The following is a 15310-nucleotide window of genomic DNA, read 5'->3' as shown; positions in this document are numbered from 1 at the left end:
ACACTGCTATTTGTGAAAAATAGCTTATTTGATCATGCACAGGCGCGGCTAATCCTTCCAACACATTTTGGGAGGATTTTTTTATTCTCCCTTTAAAGCGAGGGATATGGATGAAAGAGATCGTAACATTAACAAACGTCAGCTATGAAGTGAAGGATCTGACTGTTTTTAAAAACGCAAATGCAAGTGTTCAGCAAGGAGATATCATTGGGATTATCGGCAAAAACGGTGCTGGGAAATCTACGCTGCTGCACCTCATTCACAATGACTTAGCCCCTGCACACGGACAAATCCTTCGGCAGGATATAAAGATGACGATGGTTGAACAGGAAACCGCGTCATATTCCTTCGCGGATCAGACGCCTGCCGAAAAGAAATTATTGGAGAAATGGCGTGTGCCCGTCCGTGATTTCCAACAGTTAAGCGGCGGTGAAAAACTGAAAGCGCGGCTGGCAAAAGGACTGTCGGAGGATGCAGATCTTTTACTGTTAGATGAACCGACAAACCACCTTGATGAAAGTAGCTTGCAGTTTCTCATTCAACAGCTGAAAAGTTATAGAGGCACTGTGATTCTCGTTTCTCACGATCGCTACTTTTTAGACGAAGCTGCCACAAAAATATGGTCGCTCGAAGATCAAACGCTGATTGAATTCAAAGGGAATTACTCTGAGTATATGAAGTTCCGGGAAAAGAAAAGACTCGCTCAGCAGCGTGAATATGAAAAACAGCAAAAAATGGTTGAACGGATTGAAGCACAAATGAATGAGCTTGCTTCATGGTCGAAAAAAGCCCATGCCCAATCGACGAAAAAGGAAGGGTTTAAAGAATATCACCGTGTAAAAGCGAAGCGTACGGATGCCCAGATTAAATCCAAGCAGAAGCGGCTTGAAAAAGAATTGGAAAAAGCAAAGGCGGAACCCGTTAAGCCGGAATACACTGTACACTTTTCAATTGACACAAGCAAAAAAACAGGAAAACGTTTTTTAGAAGTTCAAAATATAACGAAGGCTTTTGGCGAAAGAACCCTCTTTACAAACGCAAACTTTACGATTCAGCATGGCGAAAAGGTTGCGATCATAGGCCCCAATGGCAGCGGAAAAACGACATTACTGAAAATCATTCTGGGACAGGAAACAGCTGAGGGAAGAGTATGGGTGTCGCCGTCCGCAAATATCGGCTATTTAACGCAGGAGGTGTTTGATTTACCTTTAGAACAATCACCGGAAGAGTTATTTGATAATGAAACATACAAAACAAGAGGGCACGTTCAAAGTCTGATGAGGCACTTAGGTTTTACTGCTTCCCAATGGACGGAGCCGATCAAGCATATGAGTATGGGTGAGCGTGTAAAGTGCAAGCTGATGGCATATATTCTGGAGGAAAAAGACGTGCTGATTTTAGATGAGCCGACAAACCATCTCGACCTGCCGTCACGCGAACAGCTGGAAGAAACACTGTCACAATACAGCGGCACATTGCTGGCGGTTTCACATGACCGATACTTTCTTGAAAAAACAACAAACTGTAAACTCGTCATCTCGGGCAACGGCATCGAAAAGCAGTTAAATGACGCTCCTTTAGAAAGAAATGAGCGGGAGGAGCTTCGTTTAAAGCTTGAGACAGAGAGACAAGAAGTACTGGGAAAGCTCAGTTTTATGACGCCAAATGATAAAGGGTACAAGGAGCTGGATCAGGCTTTCAATGAGCTTACGAAACGGATTAAAGAGCTGGATTGAAGCCGTGAGGACCTCTAAAACAAATTGATATGGATATAGGACGCAAAAAAGCAAAAAATACTGAAAACGAAATAGACACACAGGAGGTTCTTTCTAGACAGCATAAAAGTGGATGTACACCAAACTGAAAATGAAGTGGTGGCTACATTCCGATATTCCCGGGATCGAAAAGAACGTTACGCGGGCAGCTTCCACAGAACCGTGACACTACCGGCAGCTGTTTCTCACGAAGGTGTAAAAGCAACCTACACGAATGGAGTACTGGTCGTCAGAATGCCTAAGTTAACGCAAGGCAATATGTTGATTTTTATTAAAAAGGACAACAGCCGTTGTCCTTTTTTCTTTATATTTTCAAGCCTTCCCATGACCTTAATGTCTCTAATGATGACTTATAATACCCTGCCACTACTTCCAAATAGGCATTTCCTTTAATCGGAGTAAACGGATCCGGTCCAGCCGCCACCATCTCCATAATAATCGGGCCTTTATAACCGATAAAATTGAGCGCTTCGATTTGCTCTTTGAGATTCGCATGGCCGTTTCCGATCGCCTGGCGATTTGAATCGGCCACGTGATAGACTCCGAGTTTCTGCCCTGCCAATTTAATGGCCTTCACAGGATCAGCTTCTTCTATGTTCATATGATACGCATCGAGAAGAACTTCGAGATTGAGGCTATTGACATCACGTATGAATTGTAACGCTTCTTTACAAGTGACCACTTGATGATTTTCGTACCGGTTTAATACTTCGAATACGACCTGAATCTGTAATTCCTCCGCTTTGGCCATGATTTTTTTAGCGCCTTCGACCAATAAACTCCAATCCCGCGCATCATCACCGCTCCCTCTCACTTTACCGACATCTCCGTGAAGACAGATACGGGGGGCGCCTGCATCCGCAGCCCAATCCAGTAAATCCAAGAAATACTGTACAGCCTTTGACCGAACTTCTTCATTCGCACTTGAAATATCCACATTCCTTGGCGTTACCGATAAAACCTTTACTTGATGAGCAGCCAATGTTTCGGCAATGTCTTTCGGATTCAGCGAAATATCTCCTTCGACCTCAACCCCATCTACTCCGATTTCTGCAGCCAGCCGGCATTTTTGTTCAAATGGAATGCTGCCGAAAGTCCATAAGCATAACCCATATTCTCTTCCCATATTGAAATCCCCCTTTTAGAAAGATGAAGCTGTATTCTTTGACATGATTTCTCCTTCAATCTGTTCCAATGATTTGCCTTTAGTCTCCGGCACATATTGATAAACAAAGAGAAAGGCAAGAACGCCAATGGCACCGTACATGAGAAATAATGAACCTGTACCGATCAGATCTAAAAGCAGCGGGAAGGACAGCGACACTGCAATATTCGCCAGCCACAGACAGGTACTTGCGATTCCCAGCGCCGTCCCCCTGATCTGTAACGGGAAAATTTCAGCCAGCACAACCCAAACGACCATTCCCCAGCTCGCTGAATACGCTACCATAAACAAGCATAAGCAGGATAACAGCAGCCAACCGGGTGCATGAAAGAATAGCGTACTGACACCCAAAATACCAAGTGCCAAAGACATTCCGACATTGCCGATCAGCATGAGCTTTCTTCGGCCTATCCTATCAATCAGCAGCAAGCCAATGATCGTAAATAAGACATTGATAATGCCGATGCCTATGGTTCCTGCAATGGCACTGGCAGCGCCGAATCCCGCATTTTCTAAGATGGTCGGTGTATAATAAATAATCGTATTCGTGCCTATCACTTGCTGAAAGATGGCGATCCCAATACCGATAAATAAGATCGGCCTGATTGCCGGAGATAATAATGTTGATATTGAAACACGCTCTTCCGTCTTGATCTCCTTCATACTGCGGATCTCAGCATCGATTGTTTTCGGATCTCTCGTCAGAAGCAAAATATGGCGTGCTTCATCCTCACTTCTTTTCTGCAGCACCCACCGCGGGCTTTCAGGCATAAAAAACATGCCGGCCATGAGAATGAAGGAGGGAATCACTGCTAATAGGAGCATCAGATCCCACCTGCCCGAAGATGAAAAAACAAAGTTTACAATATACGCCATGAGAATCCCGAAAGAATTCATCAATGTATTCAATGAAGCGATTCTGCCTCTGATCGCGGCAGGCGCCATCTCTGACAGATACAAAGGAACAATTGCCGATGCTCCTCCAACTGCTACACCTAATTCTATTCTGAATAGTAATAATATTCCGATATTATGAGCTAAGCCTGTTCCAATGGCTCCAATTGTAAAAAGTACACCGAGCCAGATGATTGTTTTTTTCCTGCCATAGCGGTCGGAAAATCTTCCGCAAAAGGCTGCCCCGGCTAAAGCGCCAATCAGTACTCCGCTGACAACCAATCCTTCTAAAAATGGAGTCAGCTCCATGTCTTCTCTAATAAACAGCAGCGCGCCGGATATTACACCCGTATCGTACCCGAACAGCAAACCTCCTAATGCCCCGAAAAAATAAATAAAACTGATATAGGCCTTTTTGGATGTCATCAAGACACCTCCGACTGATTGTATTTAACGTTTAAGTAAGGGAGATCCCTTCGTTTAAGAGAAAGATCCCCCAAAATACCAAAAGGGTCATAACAGTGACGCCGTTGAATCCCGCACTATTAATGAAGGAGACAGCATCACGCGCTGTATCACTTTCTTTTGTTTTGAATTGGCCATGCCGTCCATCAGCAGTTCAATTGCCTTTTCTCCCATTTCTTCAGTCGGCTGTGCGATAGTCGTCAATTGGGGATCACTGATCTTTGCAAGGATGCTGTTGTCAAACCCAATTAGAGAAAGGGATGAAGGAATAGAAATATGAAGCTGCCTTGCAGCCTGCAAAACGCCTAAAGCAAGCAGCTCAGTCGTCACAAAGACAGCCGTCGGCCTATGTTTTTGATTAAGCAGCTTTAAACTGATGTCTTTACTGGCTGACAAGTCATATGGACAGTCCAGAATAGTTGATTCATCGATTTGGATTCCTGAAACCTGCAGTCCTTCTTTAAAGCCGATGACACGATTTTTGATTGATGTATTGTTAATCTTTTCTGCTATGACAGCTATATTTGTATGCCCTAATTGGGCTAAATGGACAGCTGCCTCGTATCCCCCTTTAAAATCATCCGCCACTACAGTGTCTACAGGCAGATGCGGTATATCTCTCGACAGCATGACAACCGGCATGTCGCTTTCAATCAGTTCGCGTATCGCCTGACTGTTTTTGAGACCCGTCGCCACAATAATGCCGTCTACATGCTTTTGCTTCAGCATGGTAATATATTCTTCTTCTCTCAGCGAATTATTGTCCGTACTGCATATGATGACACTGAAGTCCTTTTTACGGCCGCTGTCCTCCACAGCTCTGGCCAGTTCGGCCATAAACGGATTGGCGATGTCAGGAATGAGCAGCCCGATGGTCTTCATCATTTTTCTCGCTGAAGTCACAACACTTGGCTGATATTGAAGCTCCTCAATCACTTTCCAAATTCTATTTTTCGTTTTTTCGCTTATATTGCCGGTATTATTAAGAACCTTTGAAACGGTAGAGATTGAAACGTTTGCTTCCTTAGCAACATCATAAATGGTTGTTTTCATTAAGAAGGCCACCTTTATAAAATAGATCCTCTCTAGTATAAACGAATGCTTACCAGAATTTCTTTTTAAAAAGGTGCTTCTTCTATCAAAAACTCAAACCGTTTGCGGCACTCCGTCTTTTAATGTGACAGGCTGCTTCGTTTTGCAAGATTCTATACAAGCTGCGGCAATAGCAAGTGCTGCACGCGCATCTTCGCCTGTAACTAAGGTTGGCTTATGATTTCGAACGGCATCCACAAATGATTGTAACTCATCAACATAAGCATCAAATAATAAGTCCTGATCGTAGCGAATCGTGTTGTAGCTGACTCCGTCTTTGTTATACCTTGTCATGTTTGTATGGCGGATATCTCCGATGGTCAGCATGCCTTCAGATCCGAACACTTCTCCGCGGACATCATATCCATAAACGGCTTGGAAGTTCGCTTCCGCCGTTGCAATCGCTCCGTTATCAAATTTGATCGTGACAACTGTAGTATCCAAAAATCCTTTGTCTTTAAAATCAGGTCTGACAAGCGCATCAGCCGCGGCATAGACTTCAATCGGCTTCGCATTTGGATTGAGGTAGAGTAACGTATCAAAGTCATGAATCAGCGTCTCTAAGAAGATCGTCCATTGTGGAATTGGTGTCGGATCGCCGAGTGCCGGGTCTCTTGTGATGGAACGCATTAACTGAGGCGTGCCAATTTTTCCTGCACGGATTTCCTCATACGCACTGCGAAAGCCTTTAGCAAAACGTCTGTTAAAACCGATTTGAAGCGGAATAGACTCTTCATTTACTATCCTTATGACTTCATCCGCTTCTTCCAGCGTGACAGCCATCGGTTTCTCACAAAATACAGCTTTCCCCTTCTTTGCCGCTGCAATAATGTTTGCGGCATGCGTCCTTGCCGGCGAAGCAATGATGACCGCATCAATATCAGGATGTTCCAGCATATCTAACGGATCTGTAAACGCTTTAATATTTGAGCCGATTGCTTTTGCAAATGCTTCTGCATTCCCCGGAACCGGATCTGCAACTGCATACAAATCTGCTCCTTTCACACGGAACGCAATACTTTCTCCGTGAAAAGCTCCCATCCGTCCCGCACCTAATAGCCCAACCTGTACATTTCCCATCAGTACCACTCCCATTCTGCGAAATTAAGGAAAGTCTTTCTCTATAATATCATTATATAATAAAAATAACCCCTAGAAATATTTCTAAAATACATTTAAGAAAGGGAAAGTCTTTCCTAATTGGTTTCAATTGTAACCCCTTACATTTTTGAGGTCAATCTTTTTTTGCTGTGTTTAAAGCAGACCTCTCCCTTAGCCGTCGATCAAGCCTGCAAAGACTAAGGGTTCAGGGGCAAATAAATACCAAGGGTGTGCGGCCCCTGATCGTTCAAATGGAAACTTCTCATATATAGAAGGGAGGTAATGAAGAAAAGCAGAAGAGTAAATGAAACAAAGTGAGGGTGGATCATATGACTGAAGGCTTTTACTGTGATGAAGTATTTAGCGGCAAAACGAAGCAAATAAGGTATTAGAGGCAGATAACGTATTGGCCTACTATCATACAAACCCTTTTTATCCAGTCCATATTGTCCCGAAGAAACATATCTCCTCATGATCACCCTGGAAGAGCACGATCATGACTTGCTTCTTGAATTAATGGGTGCCAATCAAAAGTCGCTTCCATGGTGATGGAAGAAAAGGGCGCATGCCGTGTGATCACCAACTTAGGGGCTTACCACATTTACATTGGCATATTGTGTTTGGGAAACCGCTTAAGTAAGCAGCTATTATCAACACAGCTGTTTCCGCATACGTATATTGGTCATGGCATAACCCATCTTCTGATAAAGATGGACCGCTATCTCGTTGTGCGCAAATACATGAAGGGCAAGTCTTTCCGCACCAAGCTCTCTTGCTCTTTCATCCAGCGTTTGAAGCGCCAATTGAGCCAGCCCTTTTCCGCGAAAGGCTTCATACAATCCAAAGGAATAGATAAACGCTTCCTTTTGCGGATGAAGCGGATCAGCATACAGCCAGAGCCAGCCCATCCTTTCCCCTTGTTCATTTGTGATGTTCCAAAAGAAATGATTGCTGCTGTTTCGTCCATTCGGAATCATGTTCTCATATGCCTGCTCCGATTTCTCAAGCGCCTCTTTTTCCGTCCAAGTTCCCGATTGTATGTTTTGTTTCGCATAATTTTGCACGGACATCCCGCGAAATGCTTCGAACTCCTCCACAGTCATGTCTTCCAAAGTTAACGCCATCCTGTATTCCTCCTTTATGAAAAAAAGTCCAGCCGGTGCCGGACGAATAACGTACAAATGAATATCTATTTCTATTATTCGGTTTATACCTGTAACTTTCTATTATTCGATAAGAGAAGGAGATCTCCTGCAAATTGGTTTGTTATAAAAACATAAGTGAATAGCTTACGTGAACTCCCAAATGATTATAATGATAGAAACAATCAAACAGATCATCGCAGGGATCGTCATGAGTACCGATTGGCGTGCTCGAAAAATGTGTGCATGAACTGCTCCCGCCATGAGAACGACAAACAACACACCTGCCCCAAACGCTGCATACCGATTCCAAATTCCCGCTGTCATAGCAAGTGCACCGGCTATTTCAAGAATGCCAGTAACAGTCAAAAACCATAATGGATATTGATAATGTCGCCAATGCTCAACTTGAAAGGGAGCGCGGAACACCTTTATGATGCCTCCCGCGAGCATAAAAGCTGCCAAACTGGCCTTCATAATAATAGATATCATCTTACGTCACTCCCTTTCGGAAGCATCCCGTATATTAAAAGATTCACAACCTGTGCTGCAAGGCTTGCCGGATCTTTGATTCCGGTTAACAAAAATGAATCGGTTAAATGTTCGATCATGCCGATCAAACACTCAGCGACCGTTTCCATATCCAGGTCAGAACGAAAATAACCAAGCCGCTGTTCTGCTTCTAAGTTCTCTTTCAAACCCATCGCCAAGTCTTTTTTCATTTGTTTCGCTTCTGGGTTAAGAAAAAAGCCGATCTTGGTTAAATCCTTGTCCTCAGCCAGAAATTGAAAAACAGTTTCCACAGCAGACAGCACCCGCTTTGATACATCATTCGTATGTAATCCGTTTTCCAGAAGAAGTGACGCTGTCAGCTTTCTTACACGAGAGTGAAAATCAGTGATTATCTCCTCAAAAATGGCTTCTTTGCTTTGAAAGTACAGATAAAAAGAAGGCTGCGTCAGTCCGGCTCTTTTCACAATTTCACTTACCTTCGTCTCATGAAATCCCCGAATCGAAAATTCATTAGCAGCAGCTTTGAGTAATCGTTTCCGGCTTTCTTCCCCTTTACGTCCTTTTTTACTTCTCAATTAGGATCATCCTCTACAAAAAGATACTCACAAGTAACATTACTTGTGAGTATTATTTCATGCCGTTGGCTTCTATGTCAATGAATTTCAAACTGATCGTGTTTGCCAACTTCCTTTATTCAGGGGTTTTGCACTGCATTATGATGAAGTGAGGAATACTGATATGCTAGTGGGTCAATCATTGATATCCCATGATTGATCCTCATGCTATGATACAGAAAATATTGATCCATTCGCTCCAGCCCAATTTCAGATAGCTCCTTTTTATTGAAAAGTTCATGAACGATATAATCTTTTAAATTGTCTTAACAGGCTATTTGCCTGAGACGCCTTCTCTCTCTTTTTTATTGATATTTTCCTTCATCAAACCGGAGATTTTCTGTTCATCGGTATGCGGGATCTGATTAAGCTGATTCATCACTAACGTTTGCCGTAACAGTGAATGATTTTGGCTCAGCTTCGCTTTCCCCTCTATTTTGCTGATTTTGATTTTGAACCCTTTCACTCCTTTGTTCATGCCCGACAAAAATGCAGGATCGACATCTTCTAGTTTGTATGAGCTATCCGGGCTTTCATACTTCAATACCAAGTCTTTCATAGAGTCTGCTAATTCCTTTTCATCCTCTAAAAGCTCCACTTCTCCATAAACGTGGACCGTAACGTAATTCCATGTCGGGACGGCTTTATTCGTCTCATACCACGATGGCGAGATATAGCAATGGGGACCATGAAAAACAGCCAAAACGGATTGGCCGACAATGTCCTTCCATTGAGGATTCTGCAAAGCAAAATGACCGTATAAACAGGCTTTATCATCACTCAACAGCAGCGGCAAATGGGTTGCAAACGGCATGCCTCCATGCATCGAGAACAACGTTGAAAAACCATTTTCCCGGATGACATCATAAGCGTCTGATTCGTTAAGTTTAAATGGGGCAGGAATAAACATAAACCAATCTCCTTTCTGATTAAGCCGATCACTGTCGAACAGGAAACTGTCTCCATGATCAGTTATTTATAAGGTATAATATGATACTAACTGACATTTTCAAAGGTACAGTTTTACACAAATATGCATGTCAGAGGTGAAAGCAGTGAAAAATATGATTTTTGCTTTTCATCATGAGGGCCCTAAATACAAACAAGTTTACGAGCAGTTTAAATCATTAATTGAACAGGGGCATATACGGGCGAACGAACAATTACCCTCTATTCGGGAGCTCGCCCATTCCTTGCAGGTGAGCCGCAATACAACTTTGATGGCTTATGATCAGCTGATAGCAGAAGGCTACATTCGGGGAGAAAGAAGAAAAGGCTATTTTGCGAATGAAATCGAGCCTCTTTTATTTCAGGGGAAAGAGACATCTTCTCAAAACAAACAAACAGATACAGCGCCGCAAATTCTCATTGATTTTCGCCCCGGGGCTGTAGACCAAACACATTTCCCGCTTAAAATATGGAGAAGGCTGTCGAATCAAATGCTGGCATCAGAGAAGAGCTACCTATACGGTGAAGCATTCGGAGAAAAATGCCTGCGTGAACAAATTGCGGCTTATCTATTAGAATCGCGAGGCGTAAAAGCAGATGCAAATTCGATTATGATTGGCAGCAGCACACAGCAAATGCTTATTTATCTTGGACAGATTTTAAAAAAAGATTTTTCCGGCATCATCGTAGAGGATCCTGGATATGTTGGGGCACGAGAAGCTTTTCAGCTGCAAGGTTTTACTCTCGAAACGCTGCCTGTTTATGAGACAGGCGCCGATTTTTCAGCATTACATCAAATGAATGAACGATTAATCTATGTAACACCTTCTCACCACAGCCCTTATGGGGCAAGCATGTCTATTCAGAAGCGGCAAGCACTGATTCATTGGGCGACTAAAAAAGACGGGTATATTCTTGAAGATGATTATGACAGTGAATTTCGTTACACACAGCAGCCCTTCCCTGCACTGGCCTCTATTCATTCAGAAAGAGTCATTTATCTGGGGAATTTTTCAAAATCTTTTCTCCCAGGCATTCGCCTCAGCTATATGGTGCTGCCGGAGCCCATTTTACAGCGCTATCAGCATCGATTTCATCAATTCGAAAGCACCGCTTCTTTGCTGAGCCAGCTCACCATGGCAGAGTTTATGAAAGAAGGAGAATGGACCCGTCATATCAAACGAATGCGCGTTGTCTACAAACGCAAAATGCAGCACTTGGCTGCAAGTGTGAAGCATCAGTTCGGACATCATGTATCCGTAATAGGTGAACAGTCCGGGTTATACATATTAGTGAAGGTTCATGAGAATTGTACAGAGGAATCGCTGATTCAACGCGCTTTGGAATGCGGAGTAAAAGTCTATCCTACCGCGCTCTATTTTGTAAACAACGCTTCTGATCATCCGCTGATTAAATTGGGTTTCGGACATCTTGGCTTTGATGACATAACACATGGCGTCCGGCTTTTAAAACAAGCATGGGGGACGGCATGACATTGTCCCTTTCTATGACAAAAAGCCCCTTAAAGGGGGCTTTTCATTCGAAAAGTATAAAAACACTTTATTCATCTTGATATAACTGATAAACCCTTTTCAGCCTTTCTTCGAGCTGTTCAAAATGAATAAAACGGGCTTCTCTCAGAAACTCAGTCCCATCAATGAATAAAAGAAGCACAGGGACAGTGAAGACTGAAAATCTGCCGGCAACCTCCTCTACATCGTCAGCATTGATATGCCCCAATTTGATGTTTGGAAACTGCTCCAATAATATTCTGAGCTGCGGCAGAACAGCATGACATACTGTACAGCCGGGCCTTGAAATGTATAGAAAACTGAATTGGTGCTGTTTGATAAAATTCTCTATAGAATCCAATGAATGTAATTTTGTCATCTCTTTCATCAAATTCCCCCTTCAAATTGGTCTGCCTTTCATGACCAAGCTCATCGATACGCGTATCATTCACTATACACATTTATATTTATAATATCCGCTTTTTTGCTTTGCAGAGTACCCACAAGTTATGCTCAAAAATGTCAAAACAAAAGAACAGTTACTGGCGAGCAGTAACTGTTCTTAGATACTTGAATATTAAAAATGCAAAGCGTAAGCCCCTGAACCGATAAGTGCAACCCCGATGGAGACTGCAATCAGCACTGCGTTATATTCAAAACCGCCGGCGCCATTTGCAAATCCTTTCGCTCCATGGACTTTTACGATGGCACCTAACATAATAATCGTTATGATAGCAGCTCCAAGCGGGAGAAATACACCTAAAATAAATAGAATTCCGCTTACTAATTCCCCAAGACCTGATAAAGCGGCCGCGACGTTACCTGGTTTAACCCCAATTGACTCGAACCATTGTCCGGTTCCTTTAACCCCGTATCCGCCAAACCAGCCGAATAATTTTTGTGATCCATAAAACAGAAACACCACACCAATCATAATACGAATAAGCAACAGTCCTGCATCTTCCATTTTTATCTCTCCTTATTTTTGATGTAACATGATATGCTGAAAGGCACCAGTCTGATTTTTTGCCGCCAGTACCGTCTTAGCAATCATCTGTTGACTATATGCCTCTTTATTTTCTTCATGCGTCAGCATTATTTAAAATCAATCTAACTCTCTCACTTCAAACGGCAGCAGCCCTTGTTCAATTTGTGTTCGATGCGGTTCATACTGCACAGGCAGCATCAATTTTCCACCCATTGTTTCTTGTGATTCATCATGGGCAAATCCCGGTGGATCCGTTGCAATTTCAAACAGGATTTCCCCATGCTCTCTGAAGTAAATCGCATTAAAGTAGTTTCTATCCCGAACAGGAGTCACACCATATCCGTGAGAAGCAATATATCTTTGCCATTCTAATTGATCTTGGTCATCGCTAGCTCGCCAAGCAATGTGATGCACCGTGCCGACTCCCATTTGCCCGCGGCCAATAGGCGTTAATTTTAGGTCAATCACATTTCCGATATCACCGGCAGAGCGATAACGAACGAAGTCTCCTTCCTTGCCGACTCGTTCCAGCCCCATAATGTTTTCTAGCAGTTCACCTGTTTTTTCAGGCTGTGCTGATAACAAAGTTGCACCCCCAAAACCTTTAATGGCAACCTCAGGTGTTACATCTCCGAAAGTCCAAGTATTGGCTTCTCCTTCTTCTCTTTCCACGATTTCTAAATGCAGGCCATGCGGATCATCAAATTCTATATACTGTTCTCCAAAACGCTCGATTTTTGTGTATGGAACGCTGAACTTTTCAAGTCTCTTTTCCCAAAATGCCATGGCCCCCTTCGGCACGACATAAGAGGTCACGCCTACTTGACCGTCTCCAATGATGCCTTTGCGAGCTCCTGCCCACGGAAAGAAGGTGATAATTGTTCCAGGCTTTCCGCCTTCATTCCCAAAATAAAGATGGTACGTACCTGGATCATCAAAATTGACCGTTTGCTTGACCAATCGAAGCCCCAGCACTCCTGCGTAGAAATCTGTGTTTTCTTGAGGGTGACCGACAATTGCTGTAATATGATGTATTCCCATCGTTTTTTTAGCCATTTTTACCCACTCCTTTAAACGTTCAATTTACATATATTCAACAAACTCATTTACAGGCTTCCGGTAGCCGCGCGGCCTTCTGCTCTCTGTTTTTTCTTTCCCAATTGTAATCATCATGACAATCTCAAATTGGTCATCTATATTCAAAATCTGTTTCACGGCTTCAGCATCAAAGCCGATCATAGGGCAGGTGTCCCAGCCTTTTTCCTTAGCGCTCAGCATAAACATCATCGCAGAAAGTGAAGCATTCCTTATCGCCTCGTCTCTCTTAAATGGCTCTCCTCTGTTTTCATAAAACGAAACAGTGTCTTGAACCATGTGATCATACTCTTGTTTATTTAATATCCCCAACATCTTTAATCCTTCATAAATGTCAGCCGCTTGCTGATATGCCTGCTTATCCCCTAATACCAAAAGAACTGCCGATGAGCTCAATACCTTATATTGTCCATTTGCGGCCTGCTTCAGCTTTTCTTTTACATCCTGGTCAAGTATCGTCACATATTTTGTATGCTGTAAATTAAAAGCCGATGGAGCCAATGTAACCAATTCAAACATCTCATTGAGTTCATCTTTTGTGATTGGATGATCTGGAAGGAAGTTGCTTGCAGATCTTCTTTCATTAACTAACTGTGAAAATTCAGCCATTTACGAACACCCCTTTTATCTCGAATTCGAGATATTATTTTATAAAAAATCGATTGCATATGATGCAAAAGAATGACAATGATTGAGATTGCTCTACATTATTCAGCAACACGCTTTTTAAATAGACCTGCATGTTTTCATTCTGAAATCCAAACTAAATATCTTGAATTAAAACATCTTGAATATGAGATAATAATAAAATACGAATGTTCTCATGTCAACAGTTTTTTAAAAATAGGTGGAAATTTTTCACTAAAGCTGAATTTAGTTTGTGGATAATCACTGCTTGTTTCCTAAGACCCCCTTTGTTTGCTGTGTGATCTTTAGCCTGGCACCAACTTTTTTTCTGTCACCTTATTTATTAGTAAACAGGAAACAACGTTGCTATAGACCCACTCGAAATTCAATTGGTATGATAAGCAAAGTGATTACACAAGAAAGGATACGGAGAGCATACAAAAAGCACTCCTATTTTTTTGTGCAGTTTTATAGGAGGAAAAAATGGCAAGTGAAAGAGAACAAATAAGCAAAAAGGTAGCTTTGATTGCATTGATAGCCAATCTGATCTTAATGGCAGGAAAGGTCTTTTTTGGGCTGATAGGCGATAGTGAAGCTGTTTTTGCAGACGGAATCCATTCCGCAGCGGATGTCGTTGCTTCGATTGCTGTCCTGGCAGTCATCGGCATTTCCAATAAACCGCCTGATCAAGACCATCCTTTCGGGCATGGCAAAGCTGAGGTCATTAGTGAGGCGATTGTCGGAATTATCTTAGTGATCGTATCCGTTTATATCCTAATAGAAGCGATTCTGTCCTTTGTTGAAGGGCCAAGCGTTCCACAATACAGCGCATTGTTTGCAGCTCTGATTTCGTACGTGGCTAAGCAGATCTTATATCGTTATTCCATAAAGCAGGGGGAAAAATGGAACAGCAAAGCGATTATCGCGATTGCATACGATCATAAAGGCGATATCGTTGCCTCTCTCGCCGCTTTTATCGGCGTCCTATTGGCGATTATCGGAAACACCCGCGGATGGTCCTTTCTGTTGTACGCCGATGCAATTGCCAGCGCCATGGTGGCTTACCTCATTTTTAAAATTTCAATGGAATTAATCAGGCCGTCTGTTGATGTTCTCATGGAGAAAAGTGTTGATCCCGAGCTGATAGAGGAATATAAAGCTGTTATTTTGCATTGTCCTCAGGTAAAACGGCTCGACAAAATTCGCGCGAGAGAACATGGCCACTATAAATTGCTTGATGTCCGTTTATCTTTGGATCATGATTTGACGATTAAGCAGGGACACGATATTGCCCGCGAAATCCGAAATGAAATCAAAAGACAGTTTTCAGATGTTGAAGAAGTGCTTATCCATGTGAATCCTTATTTTGAAGAATAAAAA

At 42.7% G+C, this 15310-nt stretch carries 15 protein-coding genes and 2 pseudogenes; 5 read left to right on the top strand and 12 right to left on the bottom strand.

Going from position 1 to position 15310, the window contains the following annotated elements; genetic code table 11:
* The first annotated feature begins 110 nt into the window (after window positions 1-110).
* Together vmlR and CVV77_RS22520 are read left to right on the top strand one after the other, a co-directional pair.
* Complete coding sequence (gene vmlR, locus CVV77_RS16390; protein ID WP_100275920.1) at window positions 111-1736, top strand: ABC-F type ribosomal protection protein VmlR; 1626 nt, start codon at window positions 111-113, stop codon at window positions 1734-1736.
* Between the two features lie 105 nt (window positions 1737-1841).
* Window positions 1842-2033, top strand: a pseudogene (locus tag CVV77_RS22520) (Hsp20/alpha crystallin family protein); the annotation flags it as partial.
* 46 nt (window positions 2034-2079) lie between these two features.
* Here CVV77_RS22520 and CVV77_RS16380 read toward each other — a convergent pair.
* From CVV77_RS16380 to CVV77_RS16365, 4 genes are all read right to left on the bottom strand, one after another.
* Complete coding sequence (locus CVV77_RS16380) at window positions 2080-2901, bottom strand: sugar phosphate isomerase/epimerase family protein (protein ID WP_100275918.1); 822 nt, start codon at window positions 2899-2901, stop codon at window positions 2080-2082.
* Window positions 2902-2916: 15 nt separating this feature from the next.
* Window positions 2917-4260: a sugar porter family MFS transporter gene (locus tag CVV77_RS16375; protein ID WP_100275917.1), complete on the bottom strand. Its 1344-nt coding sequence runs from the start codon at window positions 4258-4260 to the stop codon at window positions 2917-2919.
* 87 nt (window positions 4261-4347) lie between these two features.
* Window positions 4348-5352: a LacI family DNA-binding transcriptional regulator gene (locus tag CVV77_RS16370; protein ID WP_100275916.1), complete on the bottom strand. Its 1005-nt coding sequence runs from the start codon at window positions 5350-5352 to the stop codon at window positions 4348-4350.
* A gap of 93 nt (window positions 5353-5445) precedes the next feature.
* The gene (locus tag CVV77_RS16365; RefSeq protein WP_100275915.1) at window positions 5446-6471 is read right to left on the bottom strand and encodes a Gfo/Idh/MocA family oxidoreductase; all 1026 of its coding nucleotides are present in this window, start codon (window positions 6469-6471) and stop codon (window positions 5446-5448) included.
* Window positions 6472-6821: 350 nt separating this feature from the next.
* Here CVV77_RS16365 and CVV77_RS22515 point away from each other — a divergent pair.
* Window positions 6822-7132, top strand: a pseudogene (locus CVV77_RS22515) (HIT domain-containing protein).
* Between the two features lie 10 nt (window positions 7133-7142).
* Here CVV77_RS22515 and CVV77_RS16355 read toward each other — a convergent pair.
* From CVV77_RS16355 to CVV77_RS16340, 4 genes are all read right to left on the bottom strand, one after another.
* Window positions 7143-7616, bottom strand: coding sequence for a GNAT family N-acetyltransferase (locus CVV77_RS16355; RefSeq protein WP_100275914.1), 474 nt, complete (start codon window positions 7614-7616; stop codon window positions 7143-7145).
* A gap of 165 nt (window positions 7617-7781) precedes the next feature.
* Window positions 7782-8126, bottom strand: coding sequence for a DoxX family protein (locus CVV77_RS16350; RefSeq protein WP_100275913.1), 345 nt, complete (start codon window positions 8124-8126; stop codon window positions 7782-7784).
* Complete coding sequence (locus CVV77_RS16345; RefSeq protein ID WP_100275912.1) at window positions 8123-8722, bottom strand: TetR/AcrR family transcriptional regulator; 600 nt, start codon at window positions 8720-8722, stop codon at window positions 8123-8125. The genes CVV77_RS16350 and CVV77_RS16345 overlap by 4 nt, the downstream gene beginning before the upstream one ends.
* A gap of 313 nt (window positions 8723-9035) precedes the next feature.
* A complete protein-coding gene (locus CVV77_RS16340) occupies window positions 9036-9671 on the bottom strand; it encodes an FMN-binding negative transcriptional regulator (RefSeq protein WP_084992172.1) in 636 nt (211 codons plus the stop codon).
* 145 nt (window positions 9672-9816) lie between these two features.
* Here CVV77_RS16340 and pdxR point away from each other — a divergent pair, with 145 nt between their 5' ends.
* Window positions 9817-11202, top strand: a complete 1386-nt coding sequence (gene pdxR, locus CVV77_RS16335) for a MocR-like pyridoxine biosynthesis transcription factor PdxR (protein ID WP_100275911.1) — start codon at window positions 9817-9819, stop codon at window positions 11200-11202.
* 67 nt (window positions 11203-11269) lie between these two features.
* Here the strand turns inward: pdxR and CVV77_RS16330 are convergent, their stop codons facing one another.
* The 4 genes from CVV77_RS16330 to CVV77_RS16315 form a co-directional block, all read right to left on the bottom strand.
* Window positions 11270-11608, bottom strand: coding sequence for a thioredoxin family protein (locus tag CVV77_RS16330; RefSeq protein ID WP_100275910.1), 339 nt, complete (start codon window positions 11606-11608; stop codon window positions 11270-11272).
* Between the two features lie 189 nt (window positions 11609-11797).
* Window positions 11798-12187, bottom strand: a complete 390-nt coding sequence (locus CVV77_RS16325; RefSeq protein ID WP_100275909.1) for a DoxX family protein — start codon at window positions 12185-12187, stop codon at window positions 11798-11800.
* A 138-nt stretch (window positions 12188-12325) separates the two neighbouring features.
* On the bottom strand, window positions 12326-13264 hold the full coding sequence (locus CVV77_RS16320; RefSeq protein WP_100275908.1) for a ring-cleaving dioxygenase: 939 nt from the start codon (window positions 13262-13264) through the stop codon (window positions 12326-12328).
* Between the two features lie 27 nt (window positions 13265-13291).
* Entirely contained in the window at window positions 13292-13912 is a 621-nt protein-coding gene (locus CVV77_RS16315) for a nitroreductase family protein (protein ID WP_100275907.1), read from the bottom strand.
* Between the two features lie 501 nt (window positions 13913-14413).
* Here CVV77_RS16315 and mneP point away from each other — a divergent pair.
* Complete coding sequence (gene mneP / locus CVV77_RS16310; RefSeq protein WP_019257598.1) at window positions 14414-15307, top strand: manganese transporter MneP; 894 nt, start codon at window positions 14414-14416, stop codon at window positions 15305-15307.
* Window positions 15308-15310 lie beyond the last annotated feature (3 nt).

The organism is Bacillus sp. SN1, assembly GCF_002796895.1.
GTDB classification, from domain to species: Bacteria; Bacillota; Bacilli; order Bacillales; family Bacillaceae; genus Bacillus; species Bacillus inaquosorum.
Note: the sequence above shows the minus strand (reverse complement) of the source record. Positions and strands in the feature narration are given on the sequence as shown.